Annotated in this window: 23 protein-coding genes; 18 read left to right on the top strand and 5 right to left on the bottom strand. The window is 66.0% G+C overall.

Annotated elements, in window-relative coordinates:
- Positions 1 to 36 precede the first annotated feature (36 nt).
- The 4 genes from V8U06_RS05470 to V8U06_RS05455 form a co-directional block, all read right to left on the bottom strand.
- Complete coding sequence (locus tag V8U06_RS05470) at positions 37 to 1089, bottom strand: hypothetical protein (RefSeq protein WP_427139810.1); 1053 nt, start codon at positions 1087 to 1089, stop codon at positions 37 to 39.
- A complete protein-coding gene (locus tag V8U06_RS05465) occupies positions 1086 to 1295 on the bottom strand; it encodes a hypothetical protein (RefSeq protein WP_427139809.1) in 210 nt (69 codons plus the stop codon). Before V8U06_RS05465 ends, V8U06_RS05470 begins: the two co-directional genes overlap by 4 nt.
- Positions 1296 to 1326: 31 nt before the next feature.
- The gene (locus V8U06_RS05460) at positions 1327 to 1635 is read right to left on the bottom strand and encodes a hypothetical protein (RefSeq protein ID WP_427139808.1); all 309 of its coding nucleotides are present in this window, start codon (positions 1633 to 1635) and stop codon (positions 1327 to 1329) included.
- Positions 1636 to 2107: 472 nt separating this feature from the next.
- Positions 2108 to 2548 carry a helix-turn-helix domain-containing protein gene (locus tag V8U06_RS05455; RefSeq protein WP_427139807.1) on the bottom strand — a complete coding sequence of 147 codons (441 nt, stop codon included), beginning with the start codon at positions 2546 to 2548 and terminating at the stop codon, positions 2108 to 2110.
- 93 nt (positions 2549 to 2641) lie between these two features.
- Here V8U06_RS05455 and V8U06_RS05450 point away from each other — a divergent pair, with 93 nt between their 5' ends.
- From V8U06_RS05450 to V8U06_RS05430, 5 genes are all read left to right on the top strand, one after another.
- Positions 2642 to 2863: a helix-turn-helix domain-containing protein gene (locus V8U06_RS05450; protein WP_226919659.1), complete on the top strand. Its 222-nt coding sequence runs from the start codon at positions 2642 to 2644 to the stop codon at positions 2861 to 2863.
- Positions 2864 to 3572: 709 nt separating this feature from the next.
- Positions 3573 to 3896, top strand: a complete 324-nt coding sequence (locus V8U06_RS05445; RefSeq protein WP_427139806.1) for a hypothetical protein — start codon at positions 3573 to 3575, stop codon at positions 3894 to 3896.
- Positions 3893 to 4039 (top strand): hypothetical protein, encoded by a 147-nt coding sequence (locus V8U06_RS05440; protein ID WP_427139805.1) that lies wholly within the window; start codon positions 3893 to 3895, stop codon positions 4037 to 4039. Before V8U06_RS05445 ends, V8U06_RS05440 begins: the two co-directional genes overlap by 4 nt.
- Entirely contained in the window at positions 4036 to 4224 is a 189-nt protein-coding gene (locus V8U06_RS05435) for a hypothetical protein (protein ID WP_427139804.1), read from the top strand. The genes V8U06_RS05440 and V8U06_RS05435 overlap by 4 nt, the downstream gene beginning before the upstream one ends.
- A gap of 437 nt (positions 4225 to 4661) precedes the next feature.
- Entirely contained in the window at positions 4662 to 4838 is a 177-nt protein-coding gene (locus V8U06_RS05430; protein ID WP_427139803.1) for a hypothetical protein, read from the top strand.
- A 5-nt stretch (positions 4839 to 4843) separates the two neighbouring features.
- Here the strand turns inward: V8U06_RS05430 and V8U06_RS05425 are convergent, their stop codons facing one another.
- A complete protein-coding gene (locus tag V8U06_RS05425; RefSeq protein WP_427139802.1) occupies positions 4844 to 5833 on the bottom strand; it encodes a hypothetical protein in 990 nt (329 codons plus the stop codon).
- Positions 5834 to 5937: 104 nt separating this feature from the next.
- On the opposite strand from V8U06_RS05425, the gene V8U06_RS05420 reads away from it, so the two are divergent.
- From V8U06_RS05420 to V8U06_RS05360, 13 genes are all read left to right on the top strand, one after another.
- The gene (locus V8U06_RS05420; RefSeq protein ID WP_427139801.1) at positions 5938 to 6285 is read left to right on the top strand and encodes a RusA family crossover junction endodeoxyribonuclease; all 348 of its coding nucleotides are present in this window, start codon (positions 5938 to 5940) and stop codon (positions 6283 to 6285) included.
- Positions 6282 to 7082, top strand: a complete 801-nt coding sequence (locus V8U06_RS05415) for a hypothetical protein (RefSeq protein ID WP_427139800.1) — start codon at positions 6282 to 6284, stop codon at positions 7080 to 7082. The genes V8U06_RS05420 and V8U06_RS05415 overlap by 4 nt, the downstream gene beginning before the upstream one ends.
- A complete protein-coding gene (locus V8U06_RS05410; protein ID WP_226919650.1) occupies positions 7021 to 7467 on the top strand; it encodes a hypothetical protein in 447 nt (148 codons plus the stop codon). The genes V8U06_RS05415 and V8U06_RS05410 overlap by 62 nt, the downstream gene beginning before the upstream one ends.
- Positions 7464 to 8027: a hypothetical protein gene (locus tag V8U06_RS05405; protein WP_427139799.1), complete on the top strand. Its 564-nt coding sequence runs from the start codon at positions 7464 to 7466 to the stop codon at positions 8025 to 8027. Before V8U06_RS05410 ends, V8U06_RS05405 begins: the two co-directional genes overlap by 4 nt.
- Positions 8028 to 8029: 2 nt before the next feature.
- Entirely contained in the window at positions 8030 to 8611 is a 582-nt protein-coding gene (locus V8U06_RS05400; RefSeq protein ID WP_427139798.1) for a hypothetical protein, read from the top strand.
- Positions 8612 to 9108: 497 nt separating this feature from the next.
- Positions 9109 to 9411, top strand: a complete 303-nt coding sequence (locus V8U06_RS05395; RefSeq protein ID WP_427139797.1) for a hypothetical protein — start codon at positions 9109 to 9111, stop codon at positions 9409 to 9411.
- On the top strand, positions 9392 to 10696 hold the full coding sequence (locus tag V8U06_RS05390) for a PBSX family phage terminase large subunit (protein ID WP_427139796.1): 1305 nt from the start codon (positions 9392 to 9394) through the stop codon (positions 10694 to 10696). Before V8U06_RS05395 ends, V8U06_RS05390 begins: the two co-directional genes overlap by 20 nt.
- Positions 10693 to 12915, top strand: a complete 2223-nt coding sequence (locus V8U06_RS05385) for a portal protein (protein ID WP_427139795.1) — start codon at positions 10693 to 10695, stop codon at positions 12913 to 12915. Before V8U06_RS05390 ends, V8U06_RS05385 begins: the two co-directional genes overlap by 4 nt.
- Positions 12908 to 14422 carry a hypothetical protein gene (locus tag V8U06_RS05380; protein WP_427139794.1) on the top strand — a complete coding sequence of 505 codons (1515 nt, stop codon included), beginning with the start codon at positions 12908 to 12910 and terminating at the stop codon, positions 14420 to 14422. The genes V8U06_RS05385 and V8U06_RS05380 overlap by 8 nt, the downstream gene beginning before the upstream one ends.
- Positions 14419 to 14658 carry a hypothetical protein gene (locus V8U06_RS05375; protein ID WP_226919643.1) on the top strand — a complete coding sequence of 80 codons (240 nt, stop codon included), beginning with the start codon at positions 14419 to 14421 and terminating at the stop codon, positions 14656 to 14658. Before V8U06_RS05380 ends, V8U06_RS05375 begins: the two co-directional genes overlap by 4 nt.
- A 30-nt stretch (positions 14659 to 14688) precedes the next feature.
- Complete coding sequence (locus tag V8U06_RS05370; protein ID WP_427139793.1) at positions 14689 to 15675, top strand: hypothetical protein; 987 nt, start codon at positions 14689 to 14691, stop codon at positions 15673 to 15675.
- Positions 15676 to 15803: 128 nt separating this feature from the next.
- On the top strand, positions 15804 to 16796 hold the full coding sequence (locus V8U06_RS05365) for a DUF5309 domain-containing protein (RefSeq protein WP_427139792.1): 993 nt from the start codon (positions 15804 to 15806) through the stop codon (positions 16794 to 16796).
- Between the two features lie 67 nt (positions 16797 to 16863).
- Entirely contained in the window at positions 16864 to 17184 is a 321-nt protein-coding gene (locus V8U06_RS05360; protein ID WP_427139791.1) for a hypothetical protein, read from the top strand.
- Position 17185: the final 1 nt, after the last annotated feature.

Here is a 17185-nt window from a genome sequence, read left to right as displayed (position 1 = left end):
GCTCACTTGGTATCTCGCCGTCCCTGTCTGCTTACATCATTCTGCGGCTTGTTCATTGGACAGCTCGGCGCCTGCGTTGGCAGCGATAAGCGCTACCGTGTTCTCCCCGCTTACTCTTCGCATATCTCTAATCATTTCCACCACGGTTATGGTCGAAAGGCGAAAAAGCTGATCAGCGCTCGCCAAATCAAGCTCATCTCTCGGGTGCATCAACGGATTTCTATCAAGCGATTTCATTCGATCGAGCATAGCGGTCACCTTCTTTGAAGGCTTTGGCCCCGGCTTGTCGCTTGCCACCAATGCATCTGCGGCTTTGATGTATTCGTTCCAACTTACGAGATTTCTTTTAACACCAAAGGCCTTCAGATAATCATCCATAACAAGCTCAGTCCCGCGCAGAGCGTGAAAACCGCAGGCTGTTGGAAGATCGAATGCAAGGCAGCGGCCAGAGTCATCAAATTCCTTTAAAGCTTCCTTCGACATGCCATCCCGAAACTCATCTGGGATGGCATGCGAGGCGCTCGCAACAAGATCTCTCGTCTTATATATGGCTACCTGACCAACAGAATAGAAATCTACGTCGTGACACTCTGCTTCAAATACGCTGCGAAAGGTGTCAATTTTGGAAGAAAGGTAACGATACTCCCAGCTCTCGAATTCTTTATCAAATTTTTCTTTGGGAAAAGCAGAGCCATCTTGCCAAAGTTTCTCAGAAATCCAATTTTCTATGGAATTTTTTAGTTCGAGGGCGCAATGCTTGCATGTCGCATACCCGTTCTGCTCGCTAACGAATGAATCAAGTTTTGCAGGGAGCAAACTCAAGCCAAAGTATAGTATACCCCCGTTTGCGCGATCACTGGATAGCGTTCTTTTGGCGGACGCCAGGTGTTCGGCAAGCTCAAAGTATTCGAAGAGATTAACGCGTTTCACGTTGCTAACTCCATCAAGTTTCTCCCGATGGTAGCAGATTTCAAAGGTGTCAAAAACCGGCGTGTCGTGCTCAAGAGACATGCGATTTTCAGCATTGGTACGCCCAGTGCATAGTTGGCCTTGGAAGCGGTACAGAGCTTCTAGAAAAGGCGCGGTCATGCCGTGCTTCCTTCCTGCGCGGCCGCGCTTTCGGCGTGCCTGCGTTCCGCCTGTTCGCGGTAATCCTGCCCATCGCGGCGGCGCTGCGCGGCCTTCTCGCGGTAGAATTCGGCGCGGCGCATGGCGTCTTCGGCCATGCTGTCCCACAGCGCCGCGTCGGCATCGGCGACCCGGGCGTTTCGGACATAATCGTTGCAGGTCCACATCGGGTGCTCTCCTTCGATAGGGGCGAGACGCTCAGGCCGCGGCGGCGCTATCGGCGCGGTGGGCGGAGATGGCTTCGGCGAAGGTCTCCTGCGCGTCCCGGCTGGTTTCGATCTGCCGGGCGATGGCCTCGAAAAGCGCCTTGTTGACGGTGCTCGGAAAGCCCATGGCGCCGGTTCCGGCACGGTCGAGCCGCTTGCCGTCGATGAGGATGCGGTCGACATAGAAGTCGTCGTCATTGTCCTCGATCAGCACGGCCGTTCCCCAGGCCATCAGGCCGTCGCCGATGAGCCTGACTTCCTCGAAGGTGTAATCGATCTCGAAACGATCGGCCTCGGCCATGTCCCTGCTCCTCGTCCTGCCACCATGATGGGTGGGTGTGCAACAAAGATTGCCAAATTGGTAATTATGCGTCAATCCAATAATTGCCTGAATGGTAATGAAATTGGCTAAATCGCCGGTGCGCGCAGAATCACCCCGCGCAAACGGCCGGGGATGAGCCGGCCGCGCGGTGTCGGGCCGGGCGTCGGGGCGACGCCGCGACGGCGCGGATGCGCGGGCGGCAGGACGCCTGTTGAGCGAGCATGCGGCAACGCGCCACGTCCTGCGTGTGTGAAAATAATCCTATTTCGTTCTTGTTTAGTTCGCCTTTTCGGGGCATCCTAGGTGCGGGTTCGGCAGAAAGGGAGAGCGAACATGGCGATTAGGTACGCGACGCGGCCTGCGGTCCGTAACGCTGACACGGTCGCAAGGCTTCGCGATATGGCGGAAGGGGAGAAGCTGGAACCGGCGGTCGCCATCGACCGGGCCGCGGTCAGGATCGTGGACGAGATGATGCGGATCCACGGCGGGGCGTGGACGTATCGGGTCGATCATCAGCGGAAGATGATGATGGTCTGGGCGATTGACTGACCGAAAGATGGTTGGAAATCACCGTGAAGGCCAGCTCGACCCCGCGCTCGTCGAGCCCGCCGATGCGGCGCAGCAGCGCCAGGATCTCGTCATCGTCTGCAACCCGGCTCAGATCCCGTTCCGGCGGCAGGAAAAGCTCCGAGACATGCACGTTCAGCGCCGCGGCGAAGGCACGCAGCCAGTCGAGGTCGAGCCCGCGCTTGCCCGTCAGGAGGCGGGAGACGTTGACGTCGCTCGTCTCCATCTTCTCGGCGATCAGCTTGTTGTTCAGCCGCGCCTTCTCCATGCGCTCGATGATGAAGACGCCGTCTGGCTGCTTGTCGGTGGGGCGGGTTTTTACCATAGCGGAAACCTAATTCCGCATGCGGCACAGACGAATAGCCAAATTGGTAATATTTTGCATTGACGATAATTGCCAATATGGTAATTTCGTCGCATGGAGAAGATCAGGACATGGCGCCGGGGGCGCAAGATCAGCATTGAGGCGGCCGGCGGTCTCGTCGGCGTCAGCGGCGTGCAGTGGTCGCGTTACGAGACGGGCCGGCGGCGCATTCCCGCGGAAAGCCTGCACACCGTTTCGCGGGTGACGGGCATTCCGCCGGAGGAGCTTCGTCCGGACCTTGCAAGCCTTGTCGGCCTTGCCGGGAGCGCGGCATGACCTGCGCGACCCGCACCATCATCCCCAACGGCAATGTCCGCGCGGCCTTCCGCCTTGCGGCAACGCCGGAGGCTGCACCTTCGGCCGATGCCGGGCGTTGGGCGCGGAACGGCGCCTGTCTTGCGGGCCCGGCAGCGCTTCTTTGGTGCGCGGCCTGTGCCCGCAGGCGACGAGACATTGAAGATATCCCCGCTTCGGACGCCCGTTCTCCCGCCGTGGCTTCCGCGCTGGCGACGCGCGCGGCCGAAGACTGCGTCGCACCCCTTTCGCCGGAAACGGCGCTGCGCCGGCCGGATGGCTTCGCCGCCCCTTCAGATGGCCTCGGCCTCACCGCCTGCCGGCCGACGGCCGGCCCGGCGGCGGCGCGGAGCGACACCGCAATCCGGTCCCTGCGCTCCGGCGCGGGAGGCGCGCCTGCCGGGCGAGATCTGCCCGTCAACGCCTCCGCGCGTCGGCGCGTGGCGGACGTCAGGCGCCGGACGGTCCGGCAGACAGGAGGGGTGGATGGTGTAACGGCCGGCGGCATGCCCGGCGCAGGTCCCTGGGACCCGGCCTCGCAAAACGGGGAGGGCGCCGCCAAACCCGCTCTCCCCATCCGCCCGAAGGCGCGGCACCGGCCGGGCCGCCTTCATTTTCAACCCTCAGCCCGTGGAACGGCCGCGTCTTGCCGGCCGCGCCGCCGCGCGATGAAACACGAGGAGGACGCGGCATGACGCAGAAACTGTCCTGGTGGGCCTGCGCCTCGACGCAGCAGAAACTTGCCCAGATCGACGGCGGCATCGAGCTTGGTCTCAGCGGACGGCACATCGCCGCCAATGTCGGCGCGACGCGCGCCGCGGTGCTGGATTTCGGCCATCGCCATGGGCGGACCTTCGTTGCAAGGGGGCCTGCGCAGCACCGGCGGGCGGACCTTGCCACCGCTCTCGAGCGCGCACGCCGCCTCGGCAAGCTGGATTGCGATATCGCCGCGGCCTTTTCGATTTTCGGCGATGCCGGGCGCGAGACGCCCCTGCTCGACGAGGTGTCCGCATGAACCGGGCCCGCTCCATCATCACCACCGAGGACGGCACGACGATCATCGTCGATCCCGAGATCGGCGCGGTCTCCGGCCGCAATCGTGAGGCCGCCGAACGCGAGATTGCCCGGCGCAAGGCGCTGGAAAGGGGCGGGGCATGACCATGCTGACCCTTGTCCTGCTCGCCCTGTTTGCCGTGCTCGTCACCGGCGCCGTCGTCGTTCTGCTCACCCGGGCCTTGCTGAAGCAGCATGCCGAGGACGACGAGGCCCGCGACGACGAGGCCGGCGCGCCGGAAGGCCATTTTCCCTTCGGTCCATCGCAGCGATCCCCCTTCGCGCGATGACCGACGAGAGGCGCGGCTGCCTCCTCCCTCGGCCGCGCCTCTCCCAGCTTCAGGCACCTTTCGCCGGTGCCGCATCGCGCAGGCGCCGTCGCGCCCGCGCTCCTGTGTCGCGCCGGGCCGCGTTTCCGGTGCGCTTGCCCATGCGGACGCCGAACGAAACGGCGGCATCGCCGGTCCCGGCGTGCCCGCCGGAGAGGCGGCGCGTCCCAAGCCCATGCCGTTCCGGCTCCTGACATTTCGAGGCAGGCGCCGGCGGCCCATCGCAACCTTCAACGGGAAATCGCAACGATGCGCCCAGCAGATATCTTCAGGATCAGATCGACGGCCGCCGTCGGCTCGCCCCGCGCAGGGTGCGTCAAGCAGGCCGCCAGCACCCGCGCGCCGGCTGCGGCCGAGGACAGGCGAGACCGGCCCTGGCCGGCGCGGAGGCCCGGCCGATGACCGAGCCGCATCTGCTCGTCGTCTTTCTAGACGACGAAATCTGCAGCCTGCGCGCCCGCATCGGCGGGGCGGGAAACGCCACGCAGCGCGACCGGCTGGCGAAGCTGCAGGACCTGCGCGCCTATGTGGCGACGCGCGAGCGCCGCCCGGAAAACGGGAGGGCGGGCGCATGATGCCTCTATGGCGACGGCGCGAGAAGCGTCTCATAGGCTGCGGGATAGGCCGCGCGCGCCGCGGCAAGCGTCATGTCCTCGCAGCGCCAGCCGAGGAGCGGATGGTAGCGGTCGACGAGTGGGGCGCGGCTTTCATAGGCGCTGATGCTGCCATCGTCGGTCCATTCGGGATCGCACAGCACGATGGCGTCCAGCACCTCCTCCTGTTTCTGGAGGCGCGTTTCCTGCGCCGCGGCGGGGGGCATGTCCGCCCAGGCGGCCAGGTGTTGCAGCCTGTCCTTGTCGAGGTCGGAAATCCAGGGCGCGAGGGCGCCGCTGACATCCACGCCGTAAAGGGCGGGAGGCGTCCCGTCGAGATGCACCGAGGAGAGCGCGAAGGCGCTTCGCCGGATCTCCGCGCCGGCAAGATCGAGCTGCAGCCGCGAGCGGATGAACCTCGCATCGCGAATGACGGCGGCGGTGAACGTTCCCGTCAGCGTGAAATTGCGGATCGACGCGCCCTGAATCACGGCATGGGAAAAATCGACCCCGGTCGCGAGATTCGGCGCGTGCCGCTCGAAGGTCATCGGCGCGCGCAGGTCCGCGTGCATCTCCAGTCCGGCGAAGACCACGGGCTGGACGCAGGCACCCTCCGCCCAGCGGCCGATGGCGGCGCAGGAGAGATCCACGCCGTCGCGCGGCGCGCCTTCGCGCACCAGAAGCGATATGGCCTGGCCCTTGCCGGTATTGCCCACCGCCGGGCGCAGCAGGCGGTTCCAGGCCCGCTCGATGGCGTCCTCGCGGCGCTCGGCCCGTTCGTCGCGGCGGTCGTCGATATCGATCCAGATCTGGATCGCGGTGGCGAGCACCACGATGAAACCGACCGTGCCGCCGAGAATCTTCAGGGCATGGAAGACGGGATTGGCGTCGACGAAACGGATCAGCGCCGCCGCCCGGTCGTTCGAGACCCGTCCGGCTGCCGCCGCCATGCCGCCCATGCGCGCCCATCGCCCCATGAAGGTCACTCTGGCAAAAGCGGGAAGGGCTGCAACGGCTGGAACAGACGCCGCCGCCTCCGCACGGCTAGCGCGTGCCATCCCCCCGAAAGGCAGGTGCGCGCATGATCCGCGTTACCCTTCCATATCCGCCCGCGCGCCGGCCGCCTCCTGCCGGCGGCGACACGGATCTTCGCCTGTCGCCCGCCTATCGACGGTGGTGCGAACGGGCGGGAAGCCGCATCCAGCCGTCGGCAACGCCGATAGCCGGGCCCTTCCGCCTGTCGATCGCGCTGCGCCGCCGGAGCGTGCGGGACGATCTCGACCAGCGGGCGAAGGCCGTGCTCGCCTGCCTGGAGCACCATGGCGTGATCCGCGATGCGAACCTCTGCGCGCAGCTTTGCCTGCACTGGAATGCCGGCCTGCCGGCCGCCTGCATCGTTCTCCTCGAAGCCGGGGAGGGCGCGCCATGACGCGGTGGGTTCGTATCCAGGCATCCCTGCTCGATCATCCACTGTTCGCCGATGCCGAACGTTCGCCGAGCGATGCCTGGCTGTGGCTGATCGCCCATGCAGCCTGGGCGCCGACGCAGCATCGCATCGGATCGCAGGTCGTGACCGTTCCGGTCGGCGCGCTGTTCGTGACGCTGCGCGGCCTTGCCGCGGCGTGGAACTGGAAGTCGGACAAGCGCGTGCGGACCTTCCTGAAGCTGCTGGAGGACCACGGCATGGTGGTAACGCGCACGGACGCGGGAAAGACGCAGATAACCATCTGCAATTACACGAAATATCAGGAAAGCGGCCATCTGCGGGACGCAGCGGGGACGCAAGCCCGACGCACTAAAGGCACCAGCACACCAGAGACATCCTCACTGCGTTCGGATGACCCGCGCACGCCGCGCGAGGCGCTGTCCGCCGTGCTCGATGCCGACCGGGTCGAGGCGGTGCTGGACCATCGGCGGAGCCTGCGCAAGCCGCTCACCGCCCATGCCGCCCGGCTCCTTGCCCGCAAGTTCGCGGCCTGCCTGGATCCGGCCGCCGCCGCCGACGCGATGATCGCCAATGGCTGGCAGGGCTTCGAGCCGGAATGGCTGGACCGCCGGCAACGGCCGCAGAACCGGCCGCAGGCGCCGCCGCGCAAATCCGCTTTCCAGCAGCACCAGGACGACTGCCAACGCGAAATCGACAAAGTATTGGGACGCACCACCGATGACGACTTTACCGGAAACACGCTCGACCTTGCAGCGCGAGATCACCGCGCTGACAGATGATCTTTCCCCTGTAACAACCGAGGCCGTCGCCGCCTGCATCGATGCGATGAAGCGGGCCGGCATGGCAGTGCCCACGGGCATTCCGGCCGGCGAGCTCGTCGCGGCCTATGCGCTGGCGCTGCGCACGGTGCCGAAGGCGGGGCTGAGGGACGCCATGCGCCGCATTCGCCAAGGCGAATATGCCGACATGGACTATGCCTTCATGCCGCGCCCGGCCGAGCTTGCCCGCCGCGCGCGGGCGGAGGCGGGCAAGTACCGCGAGGATCTCGTTCGCAAGCGCGAGGCCCATGCGGCGCTCGCCGCTGCGCCGGCGGCGAAGGACCCGGCGACGGTGGCGCGGGTGCGCCGGCTCGTCGCGGGTTTCAGGCACGGGAGCGCAGCATGAGCACCGTGGCAAAGACCGGCGCCCCGACGGGGGAGAGGGGCCGTATCCGCAAGGCGGACCGGGCGATCGTCTGGACGCAGGAAACCATGGCGCAGGCCGCGCGCCTGTGGGCCGGGGGCGAGACCTCCACCCATATCGCAAGGCAGTTCGGCATTTCGCGCGGCAGCTTTTCCGGCATGGCCGCCCGCAACCGGCACCTCTTTCCGCCGAAGACGGCAAGCGCAATCCCGCTGCCGAAGGCGGGGCCGTGGACGGCCGAGGCCATCGCGACCTGCATTCGCCTGCGCCGCGGCGGCATGACGATGAAGGCCATTGCCGAGGTCATCGGCGTGAAGAAGGCGACCGTCGAGAACCTCGCCCGCAAGCGCCGCGATCTCTTCGAGGCGCCGGCCGTGCCGGTTGTCGCCGAGGCCGCCGCACCGGCACCCGCCCGCAAACGATCCTTCGTCGGCGACCGCTGGGTGGAGCGGGTGCCCTACGTGACGATTTCGGGCGCGGTCGTCAGCCTGCCCCGCATTTCCCTTCTCGAAAAACCCATTTCAAACGGCAAGGAGACCTGACCATGGCCAGCAAGGCAGAAAAGCGCAGTCGCAAGCGGGCGGGCCGCAAGCCGAGGACCGGAGTGGCGCGCACGGACAGCGGCGCGATCTCCCGCGCGAAAACGCCGGGCGAAGCGCCCGATGCGGTGGCGCGGGCCGCCAGAATGAAGATTTTCGGGCTTTGCGCGCGCGATGCCAGCACGGCCGAGGCCGCCAGCGTCATGGGACGGCTTTCCCTTCTCGGCCGGGAAGGCGGCGGCATCGCCTCCGACCAGTACGAGGCGCTGACGCGCTTTGCCGCCTGCCGCGAGCAATACATGCTGTCGATCAACGCGCCCGACAGCCTGCTGCGCCGGGGCGAGGGCGGAGCCTCGGGCACCGACGACGCGGAGGACAAGGCGCGCATCCGCCAGCGCTACCTTGCCGCCCGCGCCGCCATCCAGCGGGCGCAGGACGAGCACCCGGGCGCCAACCTCTGGGCCGTCGTGCAGCATATCGTCATCGAGGACCGGGACCTGCCCTATATGATCGGCGACCTGCGCATCGTCGGCAACGCCCTTGCACGCCACTACCGGGGCCTCGACCGCCGCCGCGCCGCGGCCTGATTGTCTGCGCAGTTCGCAACGTCCTGCCCTTGTCTTTGTGAAGAGAGCGTTTGACGCAGAGAAGGCGGCCCCGGGCCGCCTTTCTTGCCTGATCCGGGCGGCACCAGGGGCGGGCCGCGCCCCGGCGAACCGTTGACCGCCGCCGCGACGCGGCTTAATTTCCTGCGCAGATCGTAAAGTCCAACACGTGGCTTTATGGAGACGAGGCGGCCCCGCGGCCGCCTTTCCTGTTTGATGCGGAATGAGAAACAGGATCGCCCGCACAGAAGCGAACCCTTTGACCGCTGCCGCGAACCGGCTTAATTTCCTGCACAGATCGTAACGTCGAATACGTGGATCTACGAACATGCAGCGGCCTCGGGCCGCTTTTTTTGTTTTTGCCCTGCTTCGACGAGCGGAACGGCCGCAGGCCGGCGCGCCAATCCTTGCCAGACAATCGAATCCGTCGCGCTTTCGCGCCCTGATCTGGCGGCTGAAAGACCTTCGAAGGAAAGCTGATGGCCGTGCGTGACGGGAAGAAGCCTGCTGCCGGGCGCCGGCCGGCGGCGCTGAACAAGGCGACGGCGGTGTTGAAGGAAGCCATTCTGGAGGCGGCCGCCGAGATGGGCAGCGATGGTGAAGGCGAGGGCGGGCTTGTGGGATATTGCGTCTTTCTGGCCAAGGCCGAGCCGAAGGTGTTTGCCGGCCTCATCGCCAAGGTCCTGCCGATGCAGGTGACGGGCGAGGATGGCGGGCCCATCGAGGCGGTGACGCGTGTCGAGCTTGTGGCGCTGACCGACGATGACGGCAGCGCAGGTTAGCCTTCCGCCGAAGCTTCTTCCCGTCTTCAGCGGAGAAGCCGACATCAGGGGCGCCTATGGCGGACGCGGCTCCGGCAAGACGCGCTCCTTTGCCAAGATGACCGCCGTGCGCGCCTATATCTGGGCCGCCGCCGGCCGGCGCGGCCAGATCCTGTGCTGCCGCCAGCTCATGAAGACGCTGGCCGATTCTTCGCTGGAGGAGGTTCGCCAGGCCATCAAGGAAGAGCCCTGGCTGGCCGCGCATTTCGATATCGGCGAGACCTATATCCGCACCACCGGCTTGCCCGGCGCGGTCCACTACACCTTTCTCGGTCTCGACCGGAACGTCGACAGCGTGAAATCGCAGGCGCGCATTCTTCTCGCTTGGGTCGACGAGGCCGAGCCCGTGGCGGACGAAGCCTGGACGAAGCTGATCCCGACGCTGCGCGAGGAGGACAGCGAGCTGTGGGTGACCTGGAACCCGGAGCGCAAGACGAGCGCCACGAACCGGCGGTTCCGCGCCGGATCCGACGCCCGGTACAAGATCGTCGAACTGAACTTTCGCGACAATCCGCGCTTTCCGGCGATCCTGGAGCGCCAGCGCCAGCGCGACATGAAAGAGCGCCCCGAACAATATGCCCATATCTGGGAGGGCGCTTTCGTCTCGACGGTGGAGGGCGCCTATTTTGCCGCCGCGCTCACCCGGGCGAAGGAGGAAGGGCGCATCGGCCGGGTGCCGGCCGATCCCCTGATGACGCTGCGCGCCTTCGTCGATATCGGCGGCACGGGCGCGCGGGCCGACAGTTTCGTCATCTGGATCGCCCAGTTCATCGGCAAGGAAATTCGCGTTCTCGACCACTACGAGGCGCAGGGACAGCCCGCCGCCGCCCATCTCAACTGGCTGCGGGAAAAGGACTATTCGCCGGACCGCTGCCAGATCTGGCTGCCGCATGACGGCGAGACGCACGACCGGGTGCATGACGCCAGCTACGAGGGGTTCTTCCGGCAGGCCGGCTACACGGTCACCGTCGTTGCGAACCAGGGCAGGGGCGCGGCCAAGATGCGCGTCGAGGCCGCCCGCCGGCTGTTTCCGGCCGTCTGGTTCCATGCCGACACCACGGACGGCGGGCGCGATGCGCTCGGCTGGTACCACGAAAAGAAAGACGACGAGCGTGGCATAGGCCTCGGGCCGGACCACGACTGGTCGAGCCATTCGGCCGACGCCTTCGGCCTGATGTGCGTTGCCTATGAAGCGCCGAAGGCCAAGGGCCGCGAGCCGGCATTCGTGCCGCGAAAGGTAGTATGATGCCAGACCTGAACGAAACGGAACTTTGCGGCATCGTGGAATCCCTCGTGAAGGATGCCGAGCGCTATCGCGACAGCCGGTCGGCCGAGCGCATCAAGGCGATGACCTTCTTCGACGGCGATGCCAAGGAGATGCAGGCCTATATTCCCGCCGACGAGGGCCGCTCCAAGGTCGTCTCCCGCGATGTGCGGGCGGCCGTCAAGAAGGTGCTTCCCTCGATCTGCCGCACGATCCTCGGCAATGACGAGATCGTGGAATACCAGCCGGTGGGCGAGGGGGACGAGGACAAGGCCAACCAGGCCAGCGACTATATCAACCACGTGGTCCTGCCCGAATGCAAGGGACGGCAGGCCATCGAGGACGCCATCAACGATGCGCTGCGCCTGCGCAACGGCATCCTGAAATGGTGGCAGTGCGAAACGGTGGACGTGAAGGTGAGCCTGCATACCGGGCTCGACGAGATGTCCTTCGCCCAGCTCGTCGCCGCCGAGGATGTCGACGTGCTCGCCCATACGCAGCGGACCGAAACCATCGACACGCCGCAGGGGCCTGAGAGCGTCGGCGCGCATGACGTGAAGATCCGCCGCCGCATCACGACCGGGCGGCCGAGGCTTGCGGCCATCGCGCCGGAAAACTGGCTGATCCATCCCGACGCCATCAGCCTGGAGGACAGCCCGGTGCTCGGCGAGAACTGCCGGCTGCGCCGCAGCGAGCTTGTCAAGATGGGCTATGACCGCGACAGGATCTGGGCCATCGCGGCCGCGTCCTCGGGCCCCGGCGAACAGGAGGCCGAGGCCGATACGCGCCGCCGCGACAGCGAGCGCGACCGGGCGGCGCCGCAGCGCGCCCTCGAGGAGATCGATTATTACGACCTGCTGGTGCGCATCGACCAGGATGGCGACGGCATCGCCGAGCTTCGGCGCATGGTCTTTGCCGGCGGCATCAAGCCGGAATGCCTGCTCGAAAACACCGAATGGGACGAGATCAACTATGCCGACATCGTCTCGGAGCGGCGCCCGCACCAGTGGGAGGGCAATTCCGTTCCCGACGACGTGATGGAAATCCAGACCGTCAAGACGGTGCTGCTGCGCCAGACGCTGGACAATCTCTACTGGCAGAACAACCTGCAGCCGATCGGCCAGCGCGGCGCCATCGAAAACCCCGAAGCGGTGATGAACCCGTCCTTCGGCCTGCCGATCTGGACGAACCAGGGCGTCGACGTGCGCGCGGCGGTCGGCTACAGCGCGGTGCCGATGGTTGCCGACAAGTCCTTCGCGATGCTGGCCTATCTCGACGCGGAACTGACCGACCGCACCGGCATTTCCGATGCCGCGGGCGGCCTTGCGCCGGACGCGTTGCAGAACATGACGGCGCGGGCGACGGCGCTCGTCGAGCAGGCCGGCATCGGCCAGACGGAAATGATGGTCCGCACCATCGCCAACAGCCTGGCGCCGGTGTTCGGCGGCCTGCTGAAACTGATCATCCAGCACCAGGACAGGCCGCGCACGGTGCGCCTGCGCGACCGGTGGGTGACCTTCGACCCGCGCACGTGGAATGCGGACATGGATGTCGTCGTCAATGTCGGCCTTGGCGCCGGCACGCGCGAGCGCGACATGATGGCGATGCAGCAGGTCATCGGGCTGCAGGAGCGCATCCTCGCCTCGATGGGCCCGGCCGTCGGCATGAACTACGTGACGCCGCAAAACCTCTACAACGCCATGGCGCGGCTCATCGAGGCCTCCGGCCTTCGCAGCGTCAATCTCTATCTGTCGCAGCCCGATCCGCAGGCGATCCAGCAGGCCCTGCAGGGGCAACCCGAGCCACCCTCGCCGGACCAGGCGAAGATGCAGGCGGCGATGGCGCTGGAGGACAAGCGCGGCCAGATCAAGCTCCAGATCGAGCAGGCAAGGGCCGCGGCCAAGGCCATGGAATACGACAAGAAGATGCAGGCCGACGCGCTGCGCGAGCGCGAACAGCGGGACGCGGACCTTGAGACGAACCTTGCCGAAATGGAGCGCGAGGCCCTGACCGACCGGCAGAAAATCGACGCGGACCTCGCCGCCACGCGCCTGCGGCAGGAGACCGAACGCGAATGGATGGCGATCGAGGCGCGCCTTCTCGACAGAAAACTCGCCGCCGATAGCCGCCGCCAGGCCATGCACCTGGCCAGCCATGCCCTTCAGGGCGAGGATCAGGATCGGAGTGGACACAATGGCTGATCGAAACACACCGCAGACGGATATCGCCGCCTGGACGACAGACAAAAGCCCGGTGCGCCGGTCGGCCGGCTCACTCACCGCCTACCATCCGACTGTACGCGACCGGATCGCCCGCTGGTTGCTTGGCGACGACCCCTCGGATTTCCAGCGCGGGCTTGCCGTCGGCACCGTCGGCTCGGCCGGGCTTGGTAGCGAGCAATTCTCTCTTGCCGACATAACGCCCGTTAGCACGGCATTCGGCTCTGACAAGGCCGCGCACGCCCTCGAAGACGGCAACTATCGCAACGCTGGGACTGCGGCGCTGCCGGACACCCTGCAGGAGGCGGAAAGCCTTGCCATGCGCGCGGAGCATCCGTCGGCGAGGTCCCAGCGCCCGTTCGAGATGGACTATCCCAACGAAGTCGCGGCCGATCGGTTTCCCGACACGGCCGCCGACGATGCCGATTGGACCATTCCGGCAACTGCGGAGCTGAGAGATTACCTTGTGGATCGCGGTGAACTGGCGCTTGACGTGAAGGATCCCAACGGCGGCAGGCAGCGCCCGCTTTCCACGCGCGAACGCGTGGACTACATCCTGAACGACAGCTGGCCGGCACAGGCGGTCAAGAGCGCGTGGTCAGGGTTCACCATGCCAGGCGATGTGTGGGCCGGGCGCGCCGATCCCTATGATATCGGTAGGGTCATGGATACGGCCGGGTTGTTGTCTGGCGGCGTTTTCTCCACCGCCAAATCGCCGCAAGTCATTCAAAAACTTGCCAAAACCAGCGAGCGCATATACGACCCTCCCGTCAAGCCGACCCGCGCCTTCGCGGAAGATTATGGCACGGGCGGTGTTGCCGACGCGGCCGGAAACCTCCGCTTCGACATCGAGGGCCGGCCGCTCACCGCAAAACATGTCGTGGGAAGAGTGCAAGCCGGCGGAAGCGACGTGGCGCTACCCGTTGAAGCCATAGACGAAATTGCAAGGGCGGGAACGGGCAGTGGAATCCACGTGATGCCGAATGGTCTCAAGAGCGGGGATTCGGGCGCGATTTACAGGAACAAGTACACCGGCGTTCCCGAAAGGATCGAGGTGGACGGGCGGCTGACACCGGATAAGTTCGGAAGGGTTTCCCGCCACGAGATAGCACATATCGTGGACGACATGGCGAAGACTATCCCAGGTAAGGGCCTGGATGATGAACTTCGCCTTATCTACAACGATCTGAACAACCCTCAATCCCATGGCAAGAGGTTCGGCCCCGAGCAACACCCTTACAAGAAGGGGGAGGTGCCAGGCGAACTGATGGCCGAGGCGATCCGGGCCTATATGACGGACCCGAACTACATCAAGTCGGTGGCGCCGAAGACCGCGGCCCGCATCCGACACCACGTCAACAGCAACCCGAATCTGAACAAGATGATCCAGTTCAATGCCGGCGGCCTGCCCGTCGGTCTGATGGGGCATGACGCCCCCATGAGCGACGACGAGTTCATGGAAGCCTGGCGGCGGGGGGAAGGCGCGTGACCGACGAGGAGCGCAGACACGCCGCTCAGGCGGTGCTTGCCATTCCGTTTTTCTCCCGTCTCTGGGACGAACTTGAAGAGGCCGCGGTAAACGCGACCATCCATGCCAGATACGACGATCACGAGGGCCGGCAGGCGCATGCCGCCGAGGCCCGCGCGATCCGACGAATTCGCCAGCGTCTCGAATCCATCGCCAGCGATGGGCAAATCGGCGCTGCGCGGCGAGCGCCGGCATAAGGCCCGGCGACAACCTCCAGCGGAGTGAACATGAGCGAGAGCGATACCCTGCCCACCGGCGGGACCGATACCGCGCGACCCCTGTCCCTCGACGACGCGATGGCGTTCGACCTCCACGACCCTGAAGAGGAAACCGTGGATGCCGGCCGTCGAGCGCAGGCGGCAGACAGGACGGGTGAGACCGGCGACGGTCGAGAACCCGAAGAGATCGATGCCGGCGCCGGCGACGACGCGGCGGGACTTGAGGACAGCCAGGGAGAACCGGACGAGACGACGTCCGAACCCGGCCGCGAGCCTGCCGACGACGTTTCCATCACCGTAAACGGCCAGAAGGTGGCGCTTGGCGCGCTGAAGGCCGGATACATGCGCCAGGCCGATTATAGCCGCAAGACCCTTGCCGTCGCCCAGGCGCGCAAGGGGCTCGAAACCATGTCGGCCCGCGTCACCCGTTCGGTGCACGCCGTTGCCGATTTCCTGGCGGCCCAGATCCCGGCGGAGCCGGACACCTCCCTCGCCATGAGCGACCCCGGCGCATTCGTCCGGCAGAAGGCGATGCACGAGGCTGCCCTGCAGCAGCTCGGCGCCATCCTGTCCGAGGCCGGCGACGTCAGGGGCGTTGCGGGCCAGCTTTCGGCCGAGCAGCAGCGAGAACTCCTCGTGCAGGAGAACGCCATGCTGACCCGCCGTTTTCCCGCCACGGCGACGCATGAGGGGCGCAAGGCCTTCTTCGATACCGCCGCCGCCGCCGCCCGCGCGATCGGCTATTCCGATGCCGAGATCGACGAGGCCGCCGACCACCGCGTCTTCGCGCTCGCCCACTATGCCGCGCTCGGAATGCAGGCCGAACGGGCCCGCGAAACGGCACGGCAGAAGGTGCGCAACGCGCCGCCCGTCGCGCCGCAGAGGGCGCGCGGCCATGGCGCGCAGCACGGCGGGGCTCGCCGCAACCAGGAAGCGATGCAGAGGCTGGCTCGATCCGGATCGATCGACGACGCGATGGCGATCGACTTCGACTAGGCGATTCCGGTGAACGCAGGTTCCCCGGGATGCCCGTAAAATATTGTTTTTGCCGCATGATCCGGCGCTGAAGCGGGGACGCTCCGGCCGGTAGTGCTTCCAGCAACCGATCATCACAGGAGGGCCGGATGGCCGCTCTCGCCAATACCCAGCTTACCACGACCTCCGTCGGCAACCGCGAGGAGCTTTCGGACGTCATCAACATGATCACGCCCGAGGATACGCCGATCTATTCGGACATCGCCAAGGGCAAGTGCGTCTCGGTTCACCCGGAATGGGAGATCGACGAGCTTCTGCCGCCGGGCGAGAACATCCGCACGGAGGGCGACGAATATGCCTTCGAGGCCGGCGACACGCCGGACCGTGTGGGCAACTATACCCAGATCATGCGCAAGACCGGCATCATCTCCGAAACCCAGGAGACGGTCGAACAGGCCGGCAATGCCAACAAGGTCAAGCGCCAGAAGATGAAACGCGGCGTGGAGCTGCGCAAGGACGTCGAGCTTGCCATCGTCACCAACAATGCCTCCGTGGCCGGTGCGACGCGCGAATTCGGCGGCCTGCCGACCTGGATCGAGACCAATGTGTCGCGCGGGGCCACCGGCACCAATGGCGGCTTCGACACCGGCACCGGCCTGACGGTCGCCGCCGGCAACGGCACGCAGCGCGCCTTCACCAAGGACCAGATGGACGACGTGATGCAGCAGGGCTACAAGTCCGGCGCCAACTTCCGCAACGTCTATGTCTCGCCCTATGTGAAGTCGGTCTTCGTCTCCTTCATGTCGAACGCCAATGTCGCGCCCTTCCGCTATGCGGTGAAGGACGGCGACAGCAATGCGATCATCGCCAATGCCGACATCTACGAAGGCCCGTTCGGCAAGGTTTACATCAAGCCGAACCGCGTACAGGCGTCCTCGGCGGGCGTCGCGCGCAACGCCTTCTTCCTCGACACCTCGATGCTGTCCTTCCTGTGGCTGCGCAAGATCGCCGAGGACAAGGGCATCGCACGCACGGGCGACGCCAAGAAGTTCGTGCTTATCGGCGAAGGCACACTGAAGGTCCACAACGAGGCGGGCATCGGCGTCGTCGCCGACGTCTTCGGCCTGACCGCCGCAAGCTGATCGGCGCCCGCCCTTTTCCCAGCCGGCCCCGCCCATGTGCGGGGCCTTTTTTCAAGGAGAAAGCATCATGCCCGAAGACCTGAAGAAGCCGGCCGGCGAACGCGCCAGCAAGGCCGACGGCCGCCGTGGCGGCGAACGGTCCGGCGCGACGAACGACGTGGCGCCCGTCACTCTCGACACGCCCGCCGATGCGCCGGCCGGTGCGCCCATTGATACGTCCGCCGGCCTCGCCCCGCCGCCGCCGAGCCCGACCGTCGCCGTGACGATCAGGCGGGATCTCTGGGACGCCCTGGGCAATCGCCACCACAAGGGCACCGTCGTCGACATGCCAATCGAGGCGGCGATGGACGCCCTCGAGACCGGCAGCGTCAGCCGCCTGAAGGCCTGAC

Source organism: Shinella sp. G-2 (genome assembly GCF_050172695.1).
GTDB lineage: Bacteria > Pseudomonadota > Alphaproteobacteria > Rhizobiales > Rhizobiaceae > Shinella.
The sequence above is the reverse complement of the archived record's forward strand: the minus strand, read 5'-3'. Positions and strand labels throughout refer to the sequence as shown.

Excerpts from the sequence above, each read along its gene's own strand:
- V8U06_RS05470 (WP_427139810.1), bottom strand. The coding sequence starts at position 1,089 with ATGACCGCGCCTTTTCTAGAAGCTCTGTACCGCTTCCAAGGCCAACTA.
- V8U06_RS05465 (WP_427139809.1), bottom strand. The coding sequence starts at position 1,295 with ATGTGGACCTGCAACGATTATGTCCGAAACGCCCGGGTCGCCGATGCC.
- V8U06_RS05460 (WP_427139808.1), bottom strand. The coding sequence starts at position 1,635 with ATGGCCGAGGCCGATCGTTTCGAGATCGATTACACCTTCGAGGAAGTC.
- V8U06_RS05455 (WP_427139807.1), bottom strand. The coding sequence starts at position 2,548 with ATGGTAAAAACCCGCCCCACCGACAAGCAGCCAGACGGCGTCTTCATC.
- V8U06_RS05450 (WP_226919659.1), top strand. The coding sequence starts at position 2,642 with ATGGAGAAGATCAGGACATGGCGCCGGGGGCGCAAGATCAGCATTGAG.
- V8U06_RS05445 (WP_427139806.1), top strand. The coding sequence starts at position 3,573 with ATGACGCAGAAACTGTCCTGGTGGGCCTGCGCCTCGACGCAGCAGAAA.
- V8U06_RS05440 (WP_427139805.1), top strand. The coding sequence starts at position 3,893 with ATGAACCGGGCCCGCTCCATCATCACCACCGAGGACGGCACGACGATC.
- V8U06_RS05435 (WP_427139804.1), top strand. The coding sequence starts at position 4,036 with ATGACCATGCTGACCCTTGTCCTGCTCGCCCTGTTTGCCGTGCTCGTC.
- V8U06_RS05430 (WP_427139803.1), top strand. The coding sequence starts at position 4,662 with ATGACCGAGCCGCATCTGCTCGTCGTCTTTCTAGACGACGAAATCTGC.
- V8U06_RS05425 (WP_427139802.1), bottom strand. The coding sequence starts at position 5,833 with ATGGGGCGATGGGCGCGCATGGGCGGCATGGCGGCGGCAGCCGGACGG.
- V8U06_RS05420 (WP_427139801.1), top strand. The coding sequence starts at position 5,938 with ATGATCCGCGTTACCCTTCCATATCCGCCCGCGCGCCGGCCGCCTCCT.
- V8U06_RS05415 (WP_427139800.1), top strand. The coding sequence starts at position 6,282 with ATGACGCGGTGGGTTCGTATCCAGGCATCCCTGCTCGATCATCCACTG.
- V8U06_RS05410 (WP_226919650.1), top strand. The coding sequence starts at position 7,021 with ATGACGACTTTACCGGAAACACGCTCGACCTTGCAGCGCGAGATCACC.
- V8U06_RS05405 (WP_427139799.1), top strand. The coding sequence starts at position 7,464 with ATGAGCACCGTGGCAAAGACCGGCGCCCCGACGGGGGAGAGGGGCCGT.
- V8U06_RS05400 (WP_427139798.1), top strand. The coding sequence starts at position 8,030 with ATGGCCAGCAAGGCAGAAAAGCGCAGTCGCAAGCGGGCGGGCCGCAAG.
- V8U06_RS05395 (WP_427139797.1), top strand. The coding sequence starts at position 9,109 with ATGGCCGTGCGTGACGGGAAGAAGCCTGCTGCCGGGCGCCGGCCGGCG.
- V8U06_RS05390 (WP_427139796.1), top strand. The coding sequence starts at position 9,392 with ATGACGGCAGCGCAGGTTAGCCTTCCGCCGAAGCTTCTTCCCGTCTTC.
- V8U06_RS05385 (WP_427139795.1), top strand. The coding sequence starts at position 10,693 with ATGATGCCAGACCTGAACGAAACGGAACTTTGCGGCATCGTGGAATCC.
- V8U06_RS05380 (WP_427139794.1), top strand. The coding sequence starts at position 12,908 with ATGGCTGATCGAAACACACCGCAGACGGATATCGCCGCCTGGACGACA.
- V8U06_RS05370 (WP_427139793.1), top strand. The coding sequence starts at position 14,689 with ATGAGCGAGAGCGATACCCTGCCCACCGGCGGGACCGATACCGCGCGA.
- V8U06_RS05365 (WP_427139792.1), top strand. The coding sequence starts at position 15,804 with ATGGCCGCTCTCGCCAATACCCAGCTTACCACGACCTCCGTCGGCAAC.
- V8U06_RS05360 (WP_427139791.1), top strand. The coding sequence starts at position 16,864 with ATGCCCGAAGACCTGAAGAAGCCGGCCGGCGAACGCGCCAGCAAGGCC.